Consider the following 20,599-nt stretch of genomic DNA (forward strand, 5'->3'; position numbering starts at 1 on the left):
TGATGAGGCAGCCGCGCGCCACCGGGCATTGCTACGCGAGGAGCCATGAGTCGCGCAGTCGCGGTCTGCCACGGTCCCTTCGGACGGGTGTCGATCTACAATCTCGATCGCCCGATGGTGGTGCATGCCCACCGCGAAGCGCATTTGATCTTCTTTCTCGAGGGCTCGCGGGGCCTTGTGACCGTCAATGACCACACGGTCCGTGTCGATCCCTTCATGGGCGTTGCGGTCAATCCCTGGGAACCGCATAATTTCCAGCCCGAGCAGCCGGGCGCCTTCGGGCTCTTCCTCGTCATCTATCTCAAGCCCGAATGGCTCGCGGCGCAGGCCATGCCGTCGGCCGGCTCGCTGGTCTTCCCGTCATCCGACCTGGTCATAACCCGCGAGCTCGCCGCCTGGCGCGACCAGGCGGTCGAGATGCTGCTGTCGCAGCACCGCGAGCTCAATCTCGCCCCGGTGCTGATGGCGCTGGCGCAGGCCTCCAGCGAACCGATCGGACCCGAGCTGGTCTCCTCGCTGCTACATGACACCTCGGCAGGCGCCCTCGATCGGCGCGTGCTGCGCGCCTGCCGGCTGCTGGAGCAGCATACCTCGTCCGAAGGCGCGCTCGCCCGGATCGCGCGCGAGGCCGGGCTGTCGCGCGCCCACTTCTTCAAGCTCTTCCGGCAACAGGTCGGCGTGACCCCGACCATCTTCGCCAATACCGCCCGAATCGACGCGGCGCTCGAGCGGATCGTGCTGTCGAGCGACCCGGTGACCAGCATCAGCCACCGCCTCGGCTTTTCCGGCCAGAGCGTGTTCACCCGCTTCTTCACCGCCCATGTCGGCATGGCGCCGCGCGACTATCGGCGGGTGCTGCGCACCGTCGGCCTCCCGCCCTCGCAGGCGAGCCATGTCTGATTTCATCGGCCGCCGCCCGATCTGGTCGCTGGTGATCCTGATCGCCGTCGCTCTCCTCGCCTTCCTGATCTTCGCGGTCTGGACGCCGTGGATGGAGCTGACCTTCGGCAGGAAGCGCGTCTTCCTGAGCGCGCTGTTCAACGGCATCACGCTCGGCGGCCTGTATTTCCTCGTCGCCAGCGGCTTCACGCTGATCTTCGGCCTGATGCGCAACGTCAACCTGGCGCATGGCTCGCTCTATCTGTTCGGTGGTTATGTCGGCTACAGCATCGGCAACCTGACCGGATCCTGGTTCGCAGCGCTGATCGGCGCCTTCGTCATCGTCGCCCTCGCCGGCATGCTGATGCAGGTGCTGCTCTTCCGCTGGATGGAGGGGCAGGACCTGCGCCAGACGCTGGTCACGATCGGCCTCTCGATCATCGTCGCCGACCTGCTGCTCTGGGGCTATGGCGGCGACACCTTCCAGGTCACGACGCCGGACTGGCTGTCCGGGCCGATCCAACTGCCCTTCGTCGTCGCGCTGCGCAGCAATGGCGAGGCGGTGATGATGACCTATCCGCTGGTCCGGATCGCCATCCTGATCGGCGCGATCATCCTCGGCATCGCGATGTGGCTCGCGCTCAACCGCACCCGCATCGGCATGCTGGTGCGCGCCGGGGTCGACGATCGCGACATGCTCTCGGCGACCGGCGTACGCGTGCAGCTCGTCTTCATCATGGTCTTCGCCTTCGGAGCCGGACTCGCCGGTTTGGCCGGCGTCGTCGGCGGCACCTTCCAGTCGCTGCAGCCGGGCGAGGACACCAAGATCCTCCTGTCCTCGCTGGTTGTCGTCATCGTCGGCGGCATGGGCTCGATCCCCGGCGCGGCGATGGGCGCGCTGATCGTCGGCCTCGCGGAGCAGTTCGGCTCGGTCTACATGCCGACCTATGCGGTGATGCTGACCTTCGTCATCATGGTCGTGGTGCTGGCGATCCGGCCGCAGGGCCTTGCGGCGGTGAGGCGCTGACGATGGCGCTGGCCGAACCCCGCCTCGCGATCGCCACCCCGCGGCCCCGCGAGGGCCTCGCCGAGGTGATCGCCCGGCAGGGCACCGCCTTCTGGATCGTCGCGGCGCTGCTGCTGGTGATGCCGCTGATCGCGAGTCCGTTCTGGCTCGTCCAAATCCTCGCCTACGCAATGATCCTCGGCATGATCGCGTTGAGCCTGATGTTCCTTGCCGGCTATGGCGGCATCGTCAGCCTGATCCAGATGACCGTCGCGGCCTTCGCCGCCTATCTCGTCGCCATCTTCGGCGAGAGCGCCATCACCCAGATCAGCCTGAAATGGCCGTGGTGGACGGCGGTGCCGGTCGCCATCCTGCTCGCAACCCTGTTCGGCACGCTGGGCGGAGCGCTCTCGGTCAGGACCGAGGGCATCTACACGATCATGATCACGCTCGCGATCGGCTCGGCCTTCTATTACCTGACCCTGCAGAACTACACGATCTTCAACGGCTTCAGCGGCTTCAACGGCGTGATGCCGCCGGTCTTCCTCGGCATCGACTGGGGCAGTACCGTGCCGTTCTACTATCTGACGCTCGGCTGCGCCGCCCTCGCCTATGCGGTCGTCGTCTACGTCTCGCGTGCGCCCTTCGGCCTCGCTCTGCAGGGCACGCGCGACAATCCCAGGCGCATGGCGGCGCTCGGCTTCGACGTCGTCGCCCATCGCATCGCCGCCTACGCCTTCGCCGCGGTGATCGCGGCCTTTGCCGGCGTGCTTCTGGTCTGGTACCAGCGTCAGGTCTCGCCGGGCACGGGCGGCGTCGGCCCGGTGGTCGACATGCTGATCATAGCCGTGGTCGGCGGCCTCAGCCGCCCGCTCGGCCCGTTCATCGGCGCGCTGGTCTATGTCCTGCTGCGCACCTTCGCCCTCGATCTGCTCGACTGGGTCGGGCTCGAAGGCAAGCGCTATCAATTGCTGATCGGCTTCGGCTTCCTCGTCATCGTGCTGTTCTCGCCGGACGGACTGATCGGCATCTGGCAGCGCCTGCGCGAACGCTATCGCAAGAGCCGCGAGGCGCAGGATGCACAAATGCGGACCGGCGGAGGCGCGCCATGAGCGCCGTGCCGAGCCTGGAACGTTTGAGCACTGCCAGCTCGGGCAATGCGCTTGAGCTGCGCGGCGTCTCGCGACTGTTCGGGGCGCTGGCGGCCCTGTCCGACGTCACGCTCTCGGTCCGCCCCGGCGAGCGGCGCGCCGTACTCGGCTCGAACGGTGCCGGCAAGACCACTTTGTTCAACTGCGTCACCGGCGATTTTTCGCCGAGCTCCGGCGTCATCCGCTTCTTCGGCGAGGACGTGACGGCCTTCCCGCCGCATGAACGCATTCGCCGCGGCCTCAGGCGTACCTACCAGATCTCCTCGCTCTTCACCGGCCTGTCGGTGATCGACAACGTCTATCTCGCCTGTCGCGGGGTCTCGCGGAACCGCTTCTCGTTGCGCCGGCCGCGGCGCGACGACACGCTCCAGCACACGGCCGAGAGCCTGGTCGACGCCGTCCATCTCACTGCGGTCAGGAATCGTCTGGTCGGCGAACTCGCCTATGGCCAGCAGCGCCAGCTCGAGATCGCCCTCGCTCTGTCGGGCGCACCGCGCTTCATCCTGTTCGACGAGCCGGCGGCCGGCCTGTCGCCGACCGAGCGGGCCGACCTCGTCCAGATCCTGACCTCGCTACCGGCCCATATCGGCTACATCATCATCGAGCACGACATGGACGTGGCGCTGCGCGTCGTCGAGAGCGTGACGATGATGCATAACGGCCGCATCTTCAAAGAGGGGCGGCCGGACGAGATCGAATCCGATCCCGAGGTGCAGGAACTCTATCTCGGGGGCGGTCATGGCTGAGCGCCTCAAAGCCCCGCCCCCGGCCGGCATCCCGATCCTGCAGATCGCAGGCTTGAACGTCTTCTATGGCCGCTCGCACGCCGTCCAGGGCGTCGATCTCACGCTGCAGCACGGTGTCCTCTCCGTCGTAGGCCGCAACGGCATGGGCAAGACGACCATGTGCAAGGCGATCATGGGGTTGGTGCCGATCGCGTCGGGCTCGATCCGCTTCTTCGGCGAGGAGATCGCCGGCCGCTCGCCGGCCGAGGTGGCGCGGCTCGGCATCGGCTATGTCCCGCAGGGCCGCCGGCTCTGGCGCTCGCTGACGGTCGACGAGCATCTGCGGCTGATGCAGCGCGGCAAGCGCGGCGCCTGGACGCCGGAGCGCATCTACGAAGTCTTCCCGCGCCTGGCCGAGCGCCGCAACAATGGCGGCGGACAGCTCTCCGGCGGCGAGCAGCAGATGCTGGCGATCAGCCGCGCGCTCCTGCTCAACCCGCGCCTTCTCGTCATGGACGAGCCGACCGAGGGGCTGGCACCGGTCATCGTCGCCCATGTCGAGGAGATGCTGGTCCGCCTCGCCGAGCAGGGCGACGTCGCGATCCTGGTGATCGAGCAGAACATCGGCGTCGCCACGCAGATGTCCGATCCCGTCGCGATCATGGTCAACGGCCGGATCAACCGCATCATCCCCTCGGCGACGCTGGCCGGCGACCGCGACCTGCAGCAGCGCCTGCTCGGCGTCGGCCGCCATGGCCATGACGAAACCGATGCGGCGGCGGACGCGGCCCCGGCAGCAGGAACCTCACGGTCTGCCGCTCCCGTGCCGGCCGGACCGATCCGTGTCTACGTTTCGAACCCGGCCATCCCGAACCGCTGGTCTCAAGCCGTGCCGGCGGCGCGGATCGAGGCGCAGGCCCGCACCATCTCGCGCCCGACATTGGCAACGCGCGATGGCCAGCCTGTCGGTGCGATCCGGCCGCTCGCCGCCGCGGCGAGCAGCGAGCCTTATGTCGTCGTCGCCGGCACGCTCGACACCAAGGGCGAGGAACTGCGCTTCATCCGCGACCTGATCCGCGCCGAGGGCTTGCGCACCCGTCTCGTCGATCTTTCTACCTCGGGCCGCAGTGCCGGCGGCGACGTCACTCCGCAAGAGATCGCACTCGCCTCGCCGAAAGGTTCGGCCGGCATCTCCTCCGGCGATCGCGGCACTGCGGTGGCGGCGATGACCGAGGCCTTCAAGGCCTGGCTGCCGCGCCAGCAAGGGCTGCTCGGCATCATCTCGGCCGGCGGCTCGGGCGCGACCGCGATGGTGACGCCGGCGATGCAGACGCTGCCGGTCGGCCTGCCCAAGCTGATGATCTCGACCATGGCCTCCGGCGACGTCCGCGCCTATGTCGGCGCCACTGACATCGCCATGCTGCACGCCGTTACCGACGTGCAAGGCGTCAACCGTGTCTCCCGCCTCGTGCTCGGCAATGGCGCGCACGCCATTGCCGCCATGGCCAAGGCCCGCCTCGCCGAGCTGAAGCCTGAGCCCTCGCGCCGCCGCGAGGTCGAGAAGCCGCTGGTCGGGCTCACCATGTTCGGCGTCACCACGCCCTGCGTGCAGCAGGTCTCCAGGCTCCTCGCCGACGACTGGGAGCCGCTCGTCTTCCACGCCACCGGCACTGGCGGGCGCGCAATGGAGAAGCTGGTCGAGTCCGGCCTCGTCGGCGCGGTGATCGACGTCACGACCACCGAGATCTGCGACCTGCTGATGGGCGGCCTGCTGCCGGCGACCGAGGACCGCTTCGGCGCGATCATCCGCACCCGCATCCCCTATGTCGGCTCGGTCGGCGCGCTCGACATGGTCAACTTCTTCGCGCCCGAGACGGTGCCGGAGCGCTATCGCGGCCGGCTGCTCTACCCGCACAACCCGCAGATCACGCTGATGCGGACGACGGCGGAGGAGAACACCCGGATGGGCCGCTGGATCGGCGAACGGCTGAACCAGATGGGAGGGCCAGTCCGCTTCCTGCTGCCCGAGCTCGGCGTCTCCGCGCTGGATGCGCCCGGCCAGGCCTTCCACGATCCGGCCGCCGACACCGCCCTGTTCCAGGCGCTGGAACAGACCGTGCGCACCGGCCCCAACCGGCAGCTGATCCGCCTGCCGCTCCACATCAACGACCCCGCCTTCGCCGCCGCTCTGGTGCAGCAGTTCCGCACACTGCATGCCGGCCGGCGCCGCGAGCGGGCCGGCGGAGGCAGATCATGACGAGCTTCGACAAGAAGGCCCTGCTGAAGCGCTTCCGGGCGATGATCGCCAAGGGCGAGCCGATCGTCGGCGGCGGCGCCGGCACCGGCCTCTCGGCCAAATGCGAGGAAGCCGGCGGGATCGACCTGATCGTGATCTACAATTCCGGCCGCTACCGCATGGCCGGGCGCGGCTCGCTCTCCGGCCTCATGCCCTATGGCGATGCCAACGCGATCGTCATGGAGATGGCGGCCGAGGTGCTGCCGGTGGTGAAGCACACGCCGGTGATCGCCGGCGTCTGCGGCACCGACCCGTTCCGGCGCATGGACGTCTTCCTCGACGAGGTGAAGCGCCTCGGTTTCGCCGGCGTGCAGAACTTCCCGACCGTCGGACTGATCGACGGCACCTTCCGCGCCAATCTCGAAGAGACCGGCATGGGCTTCGGGCTCGAGGTCGAAATGATCGCACTGGCCAATGCCAAGGGCCTGCTGACCACGCCTTACGTCTTCTGCGAGGAGGATGCCCGCGCCATGGCGAAAGCCGGCGCCGACATCATCGTCTGCCATCTCGGGTTGACCACCGGCGGCTCGATCGGCGCGGAGACAGCGCTGAAGCTGGGAGACTGCCCGGCTCTGGTCGAGCGCTGGGCCAAGGCCGCGCTCGCCGTGAAGAAGGACGCGATCATCCTCGTCCATGGCGGGCCGGTCGCCGAGCCTGCCGATGCCGACTTCATCATGAAGAACACGACGCATTGCCACGGCTTCTACGGCGCGTCCTCGATGGAGCGCCTGCCGGTCGAGGTCGCGATCCGCGACCAGACCCGCGCCTTCAAGCGGATCGGCCGCTCGGCGGCGACGGGAAAGCCGGCGCGCAAGGCCGGCGGGAGCAGGAAACCATGAGCATTCGGCTCTTCCTCAGCCCTCATCCTGAGGAGCCGCGGAGCGGCGTCTCGAAGGATGGTCCAGATGTCTTCGGATCGCGCTGGAGCATCCTTCGAGACGCGCCTGCGGCTCTCCTCAGGATGAGGGCTGAGAAAAAAGAGAACGCGACGCTGGCGGGGAGAACGTGACCATGACCGGGCAACTGATCGGATCGCTGATCCTCTGGCTGATCGTGGCGGTGATCGTCATCGCCATCGTCGTCTATCTGGTGAACTGGCTCTATCGCCGCTCCTCGAAGGAGGTCTCCTTCGTCCGCACCGGCCTGTTCGGCGAAAAGGTGGTGATCAATGGCGGCGCCTTCGTGCTGCCGATCATCCACGACGTCACGCCGGTCAACATGAACGTGCTGCAGCTTGCGGTGACGCGGGCGAACAACGACGCGCTGATCACCCGAGACCGCATGCGGGTCGACATCGACGCCGAATTCTATGTCCGGGTGAAGCCGGAGCGGCAGTCGGTCTCGGTCGCCGCCGCGACGCTCGGTCGGCGTACCTTGCAGCCGGACCAGCTCAATGCGCTGCTCTCCGGCAAGTTCATCTCGGCGCTGCGCACCGTCGCCTCCGAGATGACGATGGAGGAGATGCACGAGCAGCGCGGTTCCTACGTCCAGCGCGTCAAGGACGCTGCCGCCGAGGCGCTGGACCAGAACGGCCTCGTGCTGGAATCGGTCGCGCTCACCGATCTCGACCAGACCGACCTGCAATATTTCAACCCGTCCAACCGCTTCGACGCCGCCGGTCTGACCCGGATCATCGAGGAGATCGAGGACAAGCGGAAGCTGCGCAACGACATCGAGCAGGACTCGATGATCCGCATCCGCACCCGCAATCTCGAAGCCGAGCGCCAGGCGCTCGACATCGAGCGCGAGAGCGAGGCGGCGCGGCTGGAGCAGCAGCGCGAGATCGAGATCAAGCGCGCCATGCAGCGCGCCGAGGTCGCCCGCGAGCGCGCCGTCCGCGACACCGAGGCCGAGCAGGCACAGATCACCTCGCGCGAGGAGATCGAGAAGTCGCGCATCGCCAATGAGCGCGCGATCAGTGAGGCGCGCATCGCCTCGGAGCGCGACATTCGTCAGCAGGAGATCGCCCGGACGCAGGCGGTTGAAGAAGCCGAGATCGCCGCGCGTGAGCAGGTCGAGAAGGCGCGCATCGCCAACGAACAGGCGATCAACGCCGCCCGCATCGCCTCCGAGCGCGAGATCCGGCAGAAGGAGATCGAGCGCACCCGAGTGCTGGAAGCAGCCGAGATCGAGGCCCGCGAGGCGACCGAGAAGGCGCGCATCCTGCAGGAGAGCGCGGTGAATGCCGAGCGCATCGCTCGCGAACAGGAGGTCCGCAATCGCGAGATCGAGCGTACCCGCGCGCTGGAGCAGGACGACATCGCGGCGCGTGAATCGGTCGAGACCGCCCGCATCTCGCAGGAGGAGCGTGTCCGCGCGCTTCAGATCGCGCGCAACCGGGCGCTCGACGAGGCCGAGATTGCTGCCCGCGAAGCGATCGAGAAGGCCCGCATCGCCCAGGAGAATGCGGTTGCGGCCGACCGCATCGCGCTCGACCAGCGTACCCGCCTGCTCGAAATCGGGCGCACCGAAGCGATCGAGGCGGCGGAGATCGCCTCGCGCGAGGCGACCGAGAAGGCTCGCATCACGCAGGAGCAAACCATTTCGAGCGCACGCATCCGCCGCGACGAGGATGTGCGCAGCCTCGAAATCGCTCGCAACCAGGCGATCGACACCGCCGAGATTTCCGCGCGCGAGGCGACGGAAGCCGCCAGGATCGCGCAGGAGAAGGCCGTCGCCGCCGAGCGCATCGCCGCGGAACTCGCAACAAAGGAGCTGGAGATCAAGCGCGCGGCCGAACTTGATGGTGCCGAGCTCAAGCGCCGCGACGCGGTCGAGCGCCAGCGCATTGCGATCGAGCTGAAGCTCGACCAGGAGCGCATCACCTCGACCAGGACGCGCGAGATCGCGCAGATCGCCCAGAAGGAGGCGATCGAGGTCGCCGAAGAACAGCGCGCGATCGTCCTCGCGACCAAGAAGGTCGAGCGCACCGACGCCGACAAGGCGCTCCGCCAGGCCGAGATCACGGCGCGCCAGCAGGTCGAGACCGTCGACATCGCCCGCGAGCAGGCGCTGGAAGCGGTCAGGATCGAGCGCCGCCGCGCGCTGGAACAACTGGAAATCGCCCGCAACCAGGCGCTGCAGGAGGCGCAGATCGTCGCGAACGAGGAAGTCGAGCGCGCCCGCATCTCGTCCGATCGCGGACTCGACGAAGCCCGTATCGGCCGCCAGCGCGAGCTGCGCAAGCTCGAGATCGGGCGCGAGCGCGAGGTCGAGACGGCCGCCATGGACAAGGCGATCGCGCTCTACGCCAAGTCGCTGGAGGAATCGGCGGCGCAGGCCAGTGCCGAGATCGCCCGCGCCAAGGCGGTCGAGGCCGAGGAGAAGGTCAAGACCGTCCGCGAGAGCGAGAGCGCCCAGCGGCGCAAGACCGTCGAAATCCTGCTCGCCGAGAAGGCCGCAGAGGAGGCCCGCATCGCGGCCGAGGCCGAGAAGGTGCGCCGTGCCGTCGAGGCCGAGGCGCAGAAGCTGCTTTACGAGGCCGAGAACGTGCTCAGCGACGGCGCCCGCTACGGGCTGTTCCGGCGCCGCCTGCTCGACAAGATCGAGGGCATCGTGCGCGAGAGCGTCAAGCCGATGGAGAAAATCGAGGGCATCCGCATCCTGCATGTCGACGGGCTCGCCGGCGGGGCGGGAGCGAGCGGCGCCGGCGGCGCAGCGCGCTCGCCGACCGACGAGGTGATCGAATCGGCGCTGCGCTACCGGGTCCAGGCGCCGATGATCGACCAGGTGCTGAAGGAGATCGGCATCGAGGGCGGCAATCTCGCCAGGATGGGTGGGCTGATGCGCGAGGCCTCGGACATGCAACGCGTCGCCAAGGAAGCGCAGCCGGCCAAGCCGAAGGAGGCTGGCGAGCCGCCTCCCGCTCCTGAAGGCGGCGGCCGTTCCGGCTCCAGCAAGAAGTCGTGAGGCGCTGAGCGATGGCCCGCGTCTACGTCTCCAGCGTCATCGCCGCTCCGGCCGCCAAGGTCTGGGCCCGGGTGCGCGACTTCAACGGGCTGCCGAACTGGCATCCGCGCATCGCCGAGAGCCGGATCGAGAACGGCGAGCCGGCCGACAAGGTCGGCTGCATCCGCGCCTTCTCGCTGCGCAGCGGCGATCGTTTGCGCGAGCAGCTGCTCGGCCTCTCCGACTACGACATGTTCTGCACCTATTCGATCCTGGACTCGCCGATGCCGCTGACCAACTACGTCGCGACGCTCAGGCTGACGCCGATCACCGACCAGGAGCGCACCTTCATCGAATGGTCGGCGGATTTCGACTGCGCGCCGGACAAGGAGGCCGAGCTCGTCGCCGGCATCGGCGCCAATGTCTTCCAGGGCGGCTTCGACGCCCTCAAGCGCGCCTTCGGGGGATAGCCATGCCCCATGTGGTCCGCAGCACGATCATCGATGCGCCGGTGGACCGGCTCTGGTCGGTCCTGCGCGACTTCAACGGGCATGACCGCTGGCACCCGATCGTGGCGAGGAGCGAGATCGAGCGCGCCTTTCCGCCGGACCGGGTCGGCTGCATCCGGCGCTTCCAGCTGCGCGACGGCAGCGAATTGCGCGAGCAATTGCTGACCCTCTCAGACCTCGAGATGACCTTCAGCTACTGCCTGCTCGATACGCCGATCCCGCTGTTCAACTACGTCGCCCATGTCCGTCTGCTGCCGGTGACCGATGGCAATCGCAGCTTCTGGCACTGGGAGAGCCGCTTCACCACGCCGCCGGGACGCGAGGCCGAGCTCGCCAGGCTGGTCGGCGACGAGGTCTACACCAACGGCATCGAGGCGGTGCGCCGCCTGCCGGCGATCGTCGGCGAGGAGGCCTGACATGCTCGATCTGCGAACCTGCGCCAGCCTCTCGGAAGCCGCCGGCATCCTCTCCGGCGACCGCCAGGCGCTGCTGATCGGCGGCGGTACCCTCGTGATGCGCGACGTGAACGAGGGCCGTCTGACCGAGGGCACGCTGGTGCGCGTCACCGATCCGGCCTTCCGCCAGATGAGCAGCGGCGGTGCCCGCATCGAGCTCGGCGCCGGTGTGACCATGGCGATGGTGCTGGCCAATCGCGAGCTCGCCTTTTTGCATGCCGCGGCGCGCGCCATCGGCGGTCCGGCGGTCCGGACGATGGCGACGATCGGCGGCAATCTCTTCGCCGCGGCGCCCTATGGCGACTTCACCGTGGCGCTGCTGGCGCTCGATGCGCAGGTCGTGCTGCAATCCGGCTATGGCTCGGGCCGGGCGGTGGCGCTGGAGGATTTCCTCAGCGCCCGCGAGCGCGGCGGCCAGGGGCTGGTGACGGCTGTGCAGTTCGCCCGGCCGCAGAACCCGGCCGAGTTCCATTTCCGCAAGATCAGCCGGGTGAAGCCGAAGGGCATCTCGCTACTCTCGATCGCGGCGCATCTGCCGCTTGCGGGCGGCCGGATCGCGCAGGCGCGCGTCGCCTATGGCGCGATGGCGCCGACCCCGATCCGCGCCCGCGGCGTCGAGCGCGCGCTCGACGGCAAGCCGCTCGACCAGAGCGCGATCCAGGTGGCGGAGCAGGCGGCGCTCGAAGGCTGCCGCCCGTCGACCGACGCGATCGCGAGCGAGTGGTATCGGCGCGAGATCCTCCCCGTCCATCTCGGCCGGCTGCTCGCCGGCGAGCCGCGCTGAGGAGGCGCCGATGGCCAAGCTCCCCATCCAGTTCCGCCTCAACGGCAGCGACCGCGCCACCTTCGTCGACCCGGCGAGCAACCTGCTCGATACGCTTCGGCGCGGACTCGGCGATTTCGGCCCGAAATATGGCTGCGGCCAGGGCACCTGCGGCGTCTGCACCGTGCTGGTCGACGGCGAGCCGCAGCTCGCCTGCTTGACCCTCGCGGTGTCCTGCGAGGGTCGCCAGATCGAGACCACCTCCGGTATGGCCGATGGCCCGAACCTGCACCCGCTGCAGGACGCCTTCATGGACCATTTCGCCGCCCAGTGCGGCTTCTGCACGCCGGGCATGCTGACCGCGGCGCGGGCCCTGCTGGCGAAGAACCCGCAGCCGAGCCGGGAGGAGGTCGTCGAGGCGATCAGCGGCAATATCTGCCGCTGCACCGGCTACGAGCCGATCATCGCCGCCATCCTGGCAGCCGCCAGCGGAACCAGCGCGAGGCGGGCATGAGCGATTCGACCGCGATCACATCGGTTCCCACCATCAGCCCTCATCCTGAGGAGCGCTCCGTAGGAGCGCCTCTCGAAGGATGCTCCAGGAGTCTCCGGAACCAACTGGAGCATCCTTCGAGACGCAAGCTTCGCTTGCTCCTCAGGATGAGGGCTCGGGTAGCGCCTCTCTTCTCTCTGGATCAATGAAGGAGGTCGTCATGCCAACGATGGAGATGCGCAAGGACCTCTTCGCCGACGAGCGCGACGACAATCTCAACGTCATCGGCAAGGGCGTGCAGCGCCAGGACATGCCGGGCCACGTCACGGCGCGCACCCGCTTCTTCGACGATCACGCCTTCGACGGCATGCTGCATCTCAAGGTGGTGCGCAGCCCGCACCATCATGCCCGCATCCGTTCGATCGACACCTCGGCGGCCGAGCGCGCGCCGGGCGTCAAGCGCGTGCTGCGCGGCGCCGACGTGCCGGTCAACAAGAACACGCTGCTCAGCCTGATCAATTTCGGCAAGGACGACGAGCCCTCGCTGGCGGTGAGCAAGGTCAGTTACAAGGGCGAGCCGGTCGTCGCGATCCTCGCCGACAGCGAGGCGCAGGCGCTGGCCGCGCGCAAGCTGGTGCGCATCGACTACGACCCGCTTCCGGCCGTCTTCGATGTCGAGGAGACGCTGAAGCCCGGCGCTCCGGTGGTCAACGAGACCTATCCCGGCAACTACTTCGAATATCACGAGCGCTTCGACCATCAGAAGCTGCGCTTCGGCGACGTCGAGCGCGGCTTCGCCAGCGCCGATATCGTGATGGAACATCGCTACCAGATGTCGCCGATCGAGCACGCGCCGACCGAGACCAACGGCTCGATCGCGGCGCCCGAACAGAACGGCCGCTATGTCGTGCACTCCTGCGCCCAGGGCCTGTTCTTCGCGCTGGGCACGACCGCCAAGATCGTCGACGTCGAGTCGAACCAGCTGCATTTCATCGGCGGCACGGTCGGCGGCGGCTTCGGCGGCAAGGTCGACTCGCTGACCGAGCCGCTCGCCGTGCTCGGTGCGATGCTGACCGGCCGCCCGGTGCGCTTCGTGCTCGATCGCGAGGAGGAGATGCTCTACGGCTCGCCGCGCGGCGCCGAGCGCATCTACGTCAAGGACGGATTGATGCGCGACGGGCGGATTGTTGCCCGCCATATCCGCAGCTATTTCGACGCCGGCGCCTATACGCGCCTGTCGAGCTACGCCGCGATCAAGTGCACGGCGCATGTGCCGGGGCCGTACTGGATCCCCAACGTCGCCTCCGACATCTACGTCTCCTACACCAATCGCTGCCCCTCGACCGCGATGCGCGGCTTCGGCGTCACCGCGGTCGACTTCGCGCTCGAGGTCCAGATGGACCGCCTCGCTGAGGCCGCCGGCATGGACCCGATGGAGTTCCGGATTCTCAACGCCTATCGCGATGGCGACATGAAACCGCATCGGCGCGCCGCCAAGAACACGGCGCTGGTCGAATGCGTGCAGGTCGCGGCCGAGAAGGCGAACTGGCCGCTGTCGGAACAGGCGAAGCGGGCGTCTTCGCTGATCGGCGGCGGCGCCGGCGAACGCGCGCAGATCCCGGCGACCCAGCTCGATGCCCGCGGCCAGATCGGCCGGCCGGACACGCGCAGCGGGCCGGTGACGCAGGTTCTGCCTGCTGGGACGAGCCGGATCGCGCCGAGCAAGCAGCCGGTGATGGAGGGCGCGCGCGACGGCCGCGCGACGCCGACGCAGGTGCCGCGCTACGAGCCGCAGCGGCCGGCAGCGCCACCGCCACCTCCGGCCTACCAGCCGGCGCCGCCGCCCTATCAGCCGGCCAGTTCATATTCGCCAGCTCCCGGCCACCAACCGGCGAGCCCGCCGCCTGCCTCGCCACCGCCGGCCGCACCCGCGCAGACCCAGCATGGCGCGGTGCGGTTCTCGTCGGTCTTCGGCACGAGGAGGCGCTGAGATGGCACGTCACGAAGGCCGCGGCATGGCCTCGGTCAACTACCCGATCGGCATGAACCTGGGCGGCGATCCAAGCCAGGCGCTGATCCATTCCAACCCGGACGGCAAGTTCACCGTCGCGCTCTCGGCGATCGATCTCGGCCAGGGCATGAAGCAGGTCTCGCGCCAGATCGCGGCAGAGACGCTCGGCGTGCCCATCGAGGATGTGTATGTCGACACCGCCGACAGCGACACCGGCCCGCACGACATGGGCTCCTTCGCCTCGCGCGGCACCCACCGCATGGGCAACGCCATCATCGTCGCCGCCCGCGAGGCCCGCGGCGTGCTGCTCGAAGCCGCGGCCGAGGAGTTGGAGGTCAATGCCGCCGACCTCGTCACCGACGGGCGCGGCAACATCCATGTCCGAGGCGCGCCCTCGCGCAGCATCACCGTCAAGGCGACGGCGCAGGCGGCGCAATTCAAGCAGGGCAAGACCATCGCCGGGCGCGGCATCTTCCTGATCCCGCTTTCGGCCGTCGATGCCGAGACCGGCGAGATGAACCCGAACACCGCCTTCGCCCATGCCTGCCTCGTCGCCGATGTCGCCGTCGACGACGAGACCGGCGAGGTCGAGGTGCTCCGCATGACCAGCGCCTATGAGCTCGGCCGCGTCATCAATCCGCGCATGGTCGAGCAGCAGCTGGTCGGCGGCGCCTGGATGGGGATCAGCCACGCGCTCTACGAAACGCCGGAACCGTATTATCCCAATCCGGAGCATGGCCCGCGCGACTTCAACGAGTACCTGATGCCAGGGCCGGGCGACATCGCGCCCTATCACGTCACGGTGCTGGAGCGACCGGCGCCGGACGGGCCGTTCGGCGGCAAGGGTCCGGGCGAGATGTGCGCCAATCCGGTGCTGCCGGCGATCGCCAACGCCGTCTACAACGCTGTCGGCGTCCGGGTCGACGAGTTGCCGATCACGCCCGAGAAGATCCTGCGTGGGATCAAGGCCAATGGTGGCGCCAAGCCCGGTCCGCGCCGCGGCGGCCCGGTCAACTGGCGGTGACGCGATGGCGCTGAGAACGACCGTCGCCGGCATCTCCAGCCCCGAGGACCTCGCCGAGGCCCTCCAGGCGGCGATGTATCTCGCCGATGACGGCATCGCGACGGCCGGCTACCTCTCGCTCGCGCTTGGCAAGCCGTTGCTGCTGGAGGGCGCGCCCGGCGTCGGCAAGACCGAGGCCGCCAAGGCGCTCGCCGGCATCCTCGGACGCCAGCTCATCCGCCTGCAATGCTTCGAGGGTATCGACGCGGCCGCCGCGCTCTACGAATGGAACTATCCGCGCCAGATGCTCGCCATCCGCCAGGCCAAGGAAGGCGAGCAGCTCGACATCTACCGCGACGATTTCCTGATCGAGCGGCCGATGCTGACAGCGCTGCGGCGGCCGGACCAGGTCGTGCTGCTGATCGACGAGATCGACCGCTCGGACCATGAGTTCGAGGCCTTCCTGCTCGAATTCCTCTCGGATTTCTCGATCTCGATCCCCGAGCGCGGCACTTTGCGCGCGCCCGAGCGGCCGGTGGTGATCCTGACCTCGAACCGCACCCGCGAACTGCACGAAGCGCTGCGGCGGCGCTGCGTCTACCACTACATCGCCTATCCCGAGCCCGAGCGCGAAGCGCAGATCATCATGCTGCGTTCCTCTGCCGTTGCCGAGAGTACGGCCCGCGCCGTCGTCCACGCCGTCGGGCTCTTGCGGCAGGAACCTCTCGCCAAGCCGCCGGGCGTCGCCGAGGCGGTCGACTGGGCCGAGGCCGCGACGGCGTTGGCCCAGAGCGGGGCACCCTGGCCGGAAGCCTTCCGCCGCTCGCTCGGCGCAGCGATCAAGGACGAGGAGGACCTCGCCCATCTGCGCCCGCGCCTGCCGCTCTTCATCCCGGGGCTGGCGGCATGATCGCGCCGCTTCCCCCTGCCGCACGGCTGTTCGTCGCCTTCCCGGCGCTGCTGCGTGAGCACGGCATCGCGGCTGCTCCCGAGCAGACGACCAGCTTCCTGATGGCGATCGAACTGCTCGGCCCGCGCAGTGTCGAGCACATCCGCAAGGCCGCGCTTGCGACGCTTGCGCCCCATCCCGAGCAGCGCGCGCTCTTCGATGCCCTGTTTGACTTGCACTTCCTCGGCGGCGCCCTGGCCGAGCCCGGCGACGATGATTTCGCGCCGGACGAGGACATGTCCATCCAGGAGGATGCCGGTTCGCGCGAAGTGCTGATCGGCGAGGAGGCCAACGAGACCGGCCAGGCCGCGACCGGCGCGGAAGCCCTCTCGATCCGCCAGCTGAAGCCGCTCGACGACAGCGAGACCTTGCGCCGCTTCGGCCGGGCGCTGCCGGCCGCCCTGCCCCGTCGGCGCGGCTATCGCCACCGGGCGGCGCGCCGCGGGCCGATGGTCGACCTCGCCCGCAGCCTCAAGGATGCGATCCGCCATGACGGCGAGGTGATGAGCCTGAAGCGTCTCCGGCGCGTGACGCGGCCACGGCCGATCCTGCTGCTGATCGACGTCTCCGGCTCGATGAAGCAGCGCAGCGACGCCAATCTCGCTTTGGCGCACACCATCGTCCATGCGACCAGGCAGGTCGAGGTCTTCACCTTCGGCACCCGCCTCACCCGCGTAACGCGGGCGCTCCGGCGCAAGCGCCGCGAGCAGGCGCTTGCGGAAGCCTCCGGACTCGTCGCCGATTGGGATGGCGGCACCCGCATCGGCGATGCGCTGCAGGCCTTCCTCGCCGTGCCGCGCTTCGCTGCTTACGCGCGCGGCGCGGTCGTCGTCGTGCTCTCGGATGGCCTCGAACGCGGCGATCCCTCGGCGCTGGTCACGGCGGTCGCGAGGCTGGCGCAGCGCGCCCACCGCATCGACTGGCTGACGCCCTTGGCGGCCGATCCCGGCTACCGGCCGGAGACCGAAGCGCTCCGGCTGATCGCGCCGCGCCTTGCCAGCCTGTCGAACGGCGGCAGCACGGCGCGGATCTGCCGGCACATCCTGTCACTCGGAGGCTCGCTGGCGGCATGACCGGTCTCGTCGATTCCCATTTCCACATCTGGCGGCAGGCCGATCTGCCCTGGCTGCTCGGCCCGATGCAGCCGCGCATCTTCGGCCCCTACGAGCCGATCCGGCGCGACTATCCGATCGCCGAATATCTCGGCGATTGCCGGCCCGCGGGCGTGACGCAGGCCGTCTATGTCCAGGCCAATTGGGCGACTGATCGCTATCTCGACGAGGTGACTTACGTCTCGCAGGCCTCGGACGAATCCGGCTTCCCGATCGCCATCGTCGCCTATGCCGACATGCTGGCCGCGGATGTCCGCCCGCAACTCGATGAGCTAGCGCGCAACCCCCCGGTGCGCGGCGTGCGCATGCAACTGCACTGGCACGAGAACACGCTCTACCGCTTCGCCAGCGGACCCGATCTCGCCCGCGATCCCCGCCTGGTCGCCAATGTCGGGCGGCTGGCGGAGTATGGCTTCAGCTTCGACCTCCAGGTCTTCGCCGGCCAGATGGCGGGCGCGGCCGAGCTCGCCGCCGCCTGCCCGAACGTGACCTTCGTGCTCCAGCATGCCGGCATGCTGGAGGACTTGTCGCCGGACGGCATCGCCGCCTGGCGCGAGGGCATGGCGCTGCTGGCAGCTCAGCCCAACATCGTGAGCAAACTCTCGGGTCTCGGCACCTTCCTGCGCCGCAACGATCCCGAGCAGATCGCCTTCATCATCGGCGAGACGCTTGCCCTGTTCGGGCCGGAGCGCTGCCTGTTCGGCTCCAATTTCCCGATCGAGAAGCTCTGGACGTCCTATGCCGAGCTGATCGCCGCGCATCGCGCTGCCGTGCCGCAAGCCGCGCAGGAAGCCGTGTTCAACGAGACCGCGAGGCGGGTCTACCGCCTCGGCCGATAATCAAAGGGGAGGACGTTCATGGCCCTCGAAATCAAGATCCTCGACTATGGCGACATCGAGCTGGAATCGAGCTTCCTCGTGCTCGGCCGCGATTGCGGCCGCACCCGCCGCGTGCCGACCTATGGCTTCCTGATCCTCGGCGGACCATGGCCGGTGGTGGTCGACACCGGCTACCGCCACAACCAGATCATGGAGAGCCTCGGCATGCGCGGCCTCCAGTTCCATGAGAACATGATCGAGAACCAGCTCGCCAGGCACGGCGTGCGGATGGGCGATGTGCGCTATGTCATGCACACCCATCTCCATATCGACCATGCCGGCAAGGACGAACTCTTCCCGATGAACACGACGGTGCTCGTCAATCGGCGCGAGCTCGAATACTCGGTCTCCGGGCTGATGCATCCGCAATATCCGGCGCCCGACATCAAGCACCTGATCGACCGTTTGCACACGCGCGACGCGCTGCGCTTCGAGGACCTCGAACTCTCGGGAATGATCGAGCTCTTTCCCGGCTGCTACCTGGAAGCCGCCGGCGCCCATACCGAGGGTTCGATGAACGTCCATGTCGACACCAACGAGGGGCGCGCCATCATCTGCGGCGACGTGATCTACGACTTCAACGACCAGATCGTCTCGCCCTTCCACGAGCTGCATGCCAACGAGCCGCGCACCACCGGCAATCACGGTGTCTCCAAGCGGGAGGAGAAGGCGGCGATCAAGAAGCTGCTCGCCACCGGCGCCTTCCTGCTGCCGGTGCACGACAAGCCGGCCAAGATCGCCCATGGCCAGGTCGTCGGCCGCATGGACATGGCGGTGCCGGGCCCAGTCGTGCAGTCGCTGCCGGCGCGCAACTGGTTCGCGGCCTGACGGGGGTCGCCAATGACCACGCACGTCGCCGTCCAGCCCGGCTTCGCCGACCTGATCGATCTCTGGGCGCCGGTCCGCCAGCTCGGTACCGGCTTCGAATTCTCGGAGGGTCCGATCTGGCATCCGCGCGAGCAGCATCTGCTGTTCTCGGACATGCCGGGCGACGTGCGCCGCCGCTGGGACAAAAACGGCGTGCGCGAGGTCAGGCGGCCGGCGAACAAGTGCAACGGCATGACCTATGATGCCGGGCTCGACCTGATCGTCTGCGAGCACGCGACCTCTTCGCTGGTGCGCGAGCGGCCGGACGGCCGGCGCGAGGTCATCGCCTCGCATTTCGAGGGCATGGAGCTCAACAGCCCGAACGACGTCGTGGTGAAGTCCGACGGCGCGATCTATTTCTCCGATCCCTGGTATGGCCGCATGCCGGTGTTCGGGGTCGAGCGGCCGCGCCAGCTCGGCTTCCAGGGCGTCTACCGCATTCCCCCGGAGGGCGGAGCGCCGCAGCTCTTGGTCGATCGCTATCTCTTCGACCAGCCGAACGGGCTCTGCTTCTGCCCTACGGAAGACCGGCTCTTCGTCAACGACACCGTCCAGCACAATATCCGCGTCTTCGAGATCAAGCCGGATGGCCGGCTCGGCCCCGGCCGCATCTTCGCCACCGGCATCGTCGGACCTGAGCCCGGCGTCCCCGACGGGATGAAATGCGATGCGCAGGGCAATATCTGGGTCACCGGCCCCGGCGGCGTCTGGGTCTATTCGATCAAGGGCGAGCTGATCGGCAAGCTGCGCGTGCCCGAGCTCGTCGGCAACCTGACCTGGGGCGGACCGGACTGGCGCACACTCTTCCTCACCGCGAGCCATTCACTCTATGCGGTCGAGACCAAGGTCGGGCCACGCCTTGAGCCCTACATGAAGGCGGGTACGGCCGGCGCCGGGAGTTCCAACCATGGCCGCGCTGCGGCAGAGCGACCGGCCGCACACGCCAGCTCCGCCGCTTCCGTCTCGGCGAATGGCACCAAGAAGGCGGCCTCCGGCTACCGGCTCGATCCGTCGCGCTGCGCCCTGATCATTCAGGACATGCAGAACGACGTGGTGATGGAGGGCGGCGCCTTCGCCAGTTCGGGCTCGCCGGAGCATTGCAAGCAGCAGAACGCGATCGCCAACGGCGCCCGCCTCGCACAGGCGGCGCGGGCGCGCGGCATCCCGGTGATCCATGTCTGGTTCATCGTCGAGGCCGGCGCGCCCGGCGTCACCATGAACGCGCCGTTGTTCGAGGGGCTCGCCGATGCCAAGGCGCTGGTGCGTGGGACATGGGGTGCTGCGCCTGTGCCCGGCCTGGAGGCACAAGGCGGCGACCATGTCGTCGAGAAGCAGCGCATGAGCGCCTGGGAGGGCACGCGGCTGGAGACCGTGCTCAGGGCGCTCGGCCGCGACATCGTCATCGTCACCGGCGCCTGGACCAATATGTCGATCGAGCACACCGCCCGCACCGGCGCCGACAAGGGCTATTTCATGCTGGTGCCGGAGGATGCCTGCTCGACAATGAACGCCGAATGGCACACGGCCTCGGTCAACTACGCCATGCAGAACGTCTGCGTCGTGACGGATGTCGACGCCGTCATCGCGGCGACGGACGCAGGGGCGTAACGGCTG

General features: G+C 68.4%; 18 protein-coding genes. All 18 read left to right on the forward strand.

From position 1 onward, the window contains the following. The first annotated feature begins 45 nt into the window (after window positions 1-45). Window positions 46-900 carry a helix-turn-helix transcriptional regulator gene (locus CXY91_RS04865; RefSeq protein ID WP_100959521.1) on the forward strand — a complete coding sequence of 285 codons (855 nt, stop codon included), beginning with the start codon at window positions 46-48 and terminating at the stop codon, window positions 898-900. Continuing rightward, window positions 893-1,906: a branched-chain amino acid ABC transporter permease gene (locus CXY91_RS04870; protein WP_100959522.1), complete on the forward strand. Its 1,014-nt coding sequence runs from the start codon at window positions 893-895 to the stop codon at window positions 1,904-1,906. The genes CXY91_RS04865 and CXY91_RS04870 overlap by 8 nt, the downstream gene beginning before the upstream one ends. A 2-nt stretch (window positions 1,907-1,908) precedes the next feature. Beyond that, a complete protein-coding gene (locus CXY91_RS04875) occupies window positions 1,909-2,997 on the forward strand; it encodes a branched-chain amino acid ABC transporter permease (protein ID WP_100959523.1) in 1,089 nt (362 codons plus the stop codon). Next, window positions 2,994-3,782, forward strand: coding sequence for an ABC transporter ATP-binding protein (locus CXY91_RS04880; RefSeq protein ID WP_100959524.1), 789 nt, complete (start codon window positions 2,994-2,996; stop codon window positions 3,780-3,782). The genes CXY91_RS04875 and CXY91_RS04880 overlap by 4 nt, the downstream gene beginning before the upstream one ends. Beyond that, on the forward strand, window positions 3,775-6,018 hold the full coding sequence (locus CXY91_RS04885) for an ABC transporter permease (RefSeq protein WP_100959525.1): 2,244 nt from the start codon (window positions 3,775-3,777) through the stop codon (window positions 6,016-6,018). The genes CXY91_RS04880 and CXY91_RS04885 overlap by 8 nt, the downstream gene beginning before the upstream one ends. Further along, window positions 6,015-6,896, forward strand: coding sequence for a phosphoenolpyruvate hydrolase family protein (locus tag CXY91_RS04890; RefSeq protein ID WP_100959526.1), 882 nt, complete (start codon window positions 6,015-6,017; stop codon window positions 6,894-6,896). Before CXY91_RS04885 ends, CXY91_RS04890 begins: the two co-directional genes overlap by 4 nt. A gap of 172 nt (window positions 6,897-7,068) precedes the next feature. After that, window positions 7,069-9,966, forward strand: a complete 2,898-nt coding sequence (locus CXY91_RS04895; RefSeq protein ID WP_100959527.1) for a flotillin family protein — start codon at window positions 7,069-7,071, stop codon at window positions 9,964-9,966. An 11-nt stretch (window positions 9,967-9,977) separates the two neighbouring features. Beyond that, window positions 9,978-10,415 (forward strand): SRPBCC family protein, encoded by a 438-nt coding sequence (locus CXY91_RS04900; protein WP_100959528.1) that lies wholly within the window; start codon window positions 9,978-9,980, stop codon window positions 10,413-10,415. Between the two features lie 2 nt (window positions 10,416-10,417). Continuing rightward, window positions 10,418-10,870 carry an SRPBCC family protein gene (locus tag CXY91_RS04905; RefSeq protein WP_100959529.1) on the forward strand — a complete coding sequence of 151 codons (453 nt, stop codon included), beginning with the start codon at window positions 10,418-10,420 and terminating at the stop codon, window positions 10,868-10,870. A 1-nt stretch (window position 10,871) separates the two neighbouring features. Continuing rightward, window positions 10,872-11,693: an FAD binding domain-containing protein gene (locus CXY91_RS04910; protein WP_100959530.1), complete on the forward strand. Its 822-nt coding sequence runs from the start codon at window positions 10,872-10,874 to the stop codon at window positions 11,691-11,693. Between the two features lie 10 nt (window positions 11,694-11,703). Next, complete coding sequence (locus CXY91_RS04915; RefSeq protein WP_100959531.1) at window positions 11,704-12,186, forward strand: (2Fe-2S)-binding protein; 483 nt, start codon at window positions 11,704-11,706, stop codon at window positions 12,184-12,186. A gap of 199 nt (window positions 12,187-12,385) precedes the next feature. Then, window positions 12,386-14,155 carry a xanthine dehydrogenase family protein molybdopterin-binding subunit gene (locus CXY91_RS04920; protein ID WP_248307359.1) on the forward strand — a complete coding sequence of 590 codons (1,770 nt, stop codon included), beginning with the start codon at window positions 12,386-12,388 and terminating at the stop codon, window positions 14,153-14,155. Between the two features lies 1 nt (window position 14,156). After that, window positions 14,157-15,200, forward strand: a complete 1,044-nt coding sequence (locus CXY91_RS04925; protein WP_091838469.1) for a xanthine dehydrogenase family protein molybdopterin-binding subunit — start codon at window positions 14,157-14,159, stop codon at window positions 15,198-15,200. A 4-nt stretch (window positions 15,201-15,204) separates the two neighbouring features. Next, window positions 15,205-16,089, forward strand: a complete 885-nt coding sequence (locus CXY91_RS04930) for an AAA family ATPase (RefSeq protein WP_100959610.1) — start codon at window positions 15,205-15,207, stop codon at window positions 16,087-16,089. Further along, complete coding sequence (locus tag CXY91_RS04935) at window positions 16,086-17,201, forward strand: vWA domain-containing protein (RefSeq protein ID WP_100959532.1); 1,116 nt, start codon at window positions 16,086-16,088, stop codon at window positions 17,199-17,201. The genes CXY91_RS04930 and CXY91_RS04935 overlap by 4 nt, the downstream gene beginning before the upstream one ends. Continuing rightward, window positions 17,198-18,079, forward strand: a complete 882-nt coding sequence (locus CXY91_RS04940) for an amidohydrolase family protein (protein WP_100959533.1) — start codon at window positions 17,198-17,200, stop codon at window positions 18,077-18,079. Before CXY91_RS04935 ends, CXY91_RS04940 begins: the two co-directional genes overlap by 4 nt. Window positions 18,080-18,097: 18 nt before the next feature. After that, entirely contained in the window at window positions 18,098-18,946 is an 849-nt protein-coding gene (locus CXY91_RS04945) for an N-acyl homoserine lactonase family protein (RefSeq protein WP_091838459.1), read from the forward strand. Between the two features lie 12 nt (window positions 18,947-18,958). Next, window positions 18,959-20,593 (forward strand): isochorismatase family protein, encoded by a 1,635-nt coding sequence (locus tag CXY91_RS04950; RefSeq protein ID WP_100959534.1) that lies wholly within the window; start codon window positions 18,959-18,961, stop codon window positions 20,591-20,593. Window positions 20,594-20,599 lie beyond the last annotated feature (6 nt).

Source organism: Allobosea sp. FBZP-16, from assembly GCF_002831785.1.
GTDB lineage: Bacteria > Pseudomonadota > Alphaproteobacteria > Rhizobiales > Beijerinckiaceae > Allobosea > Allobosea lupini.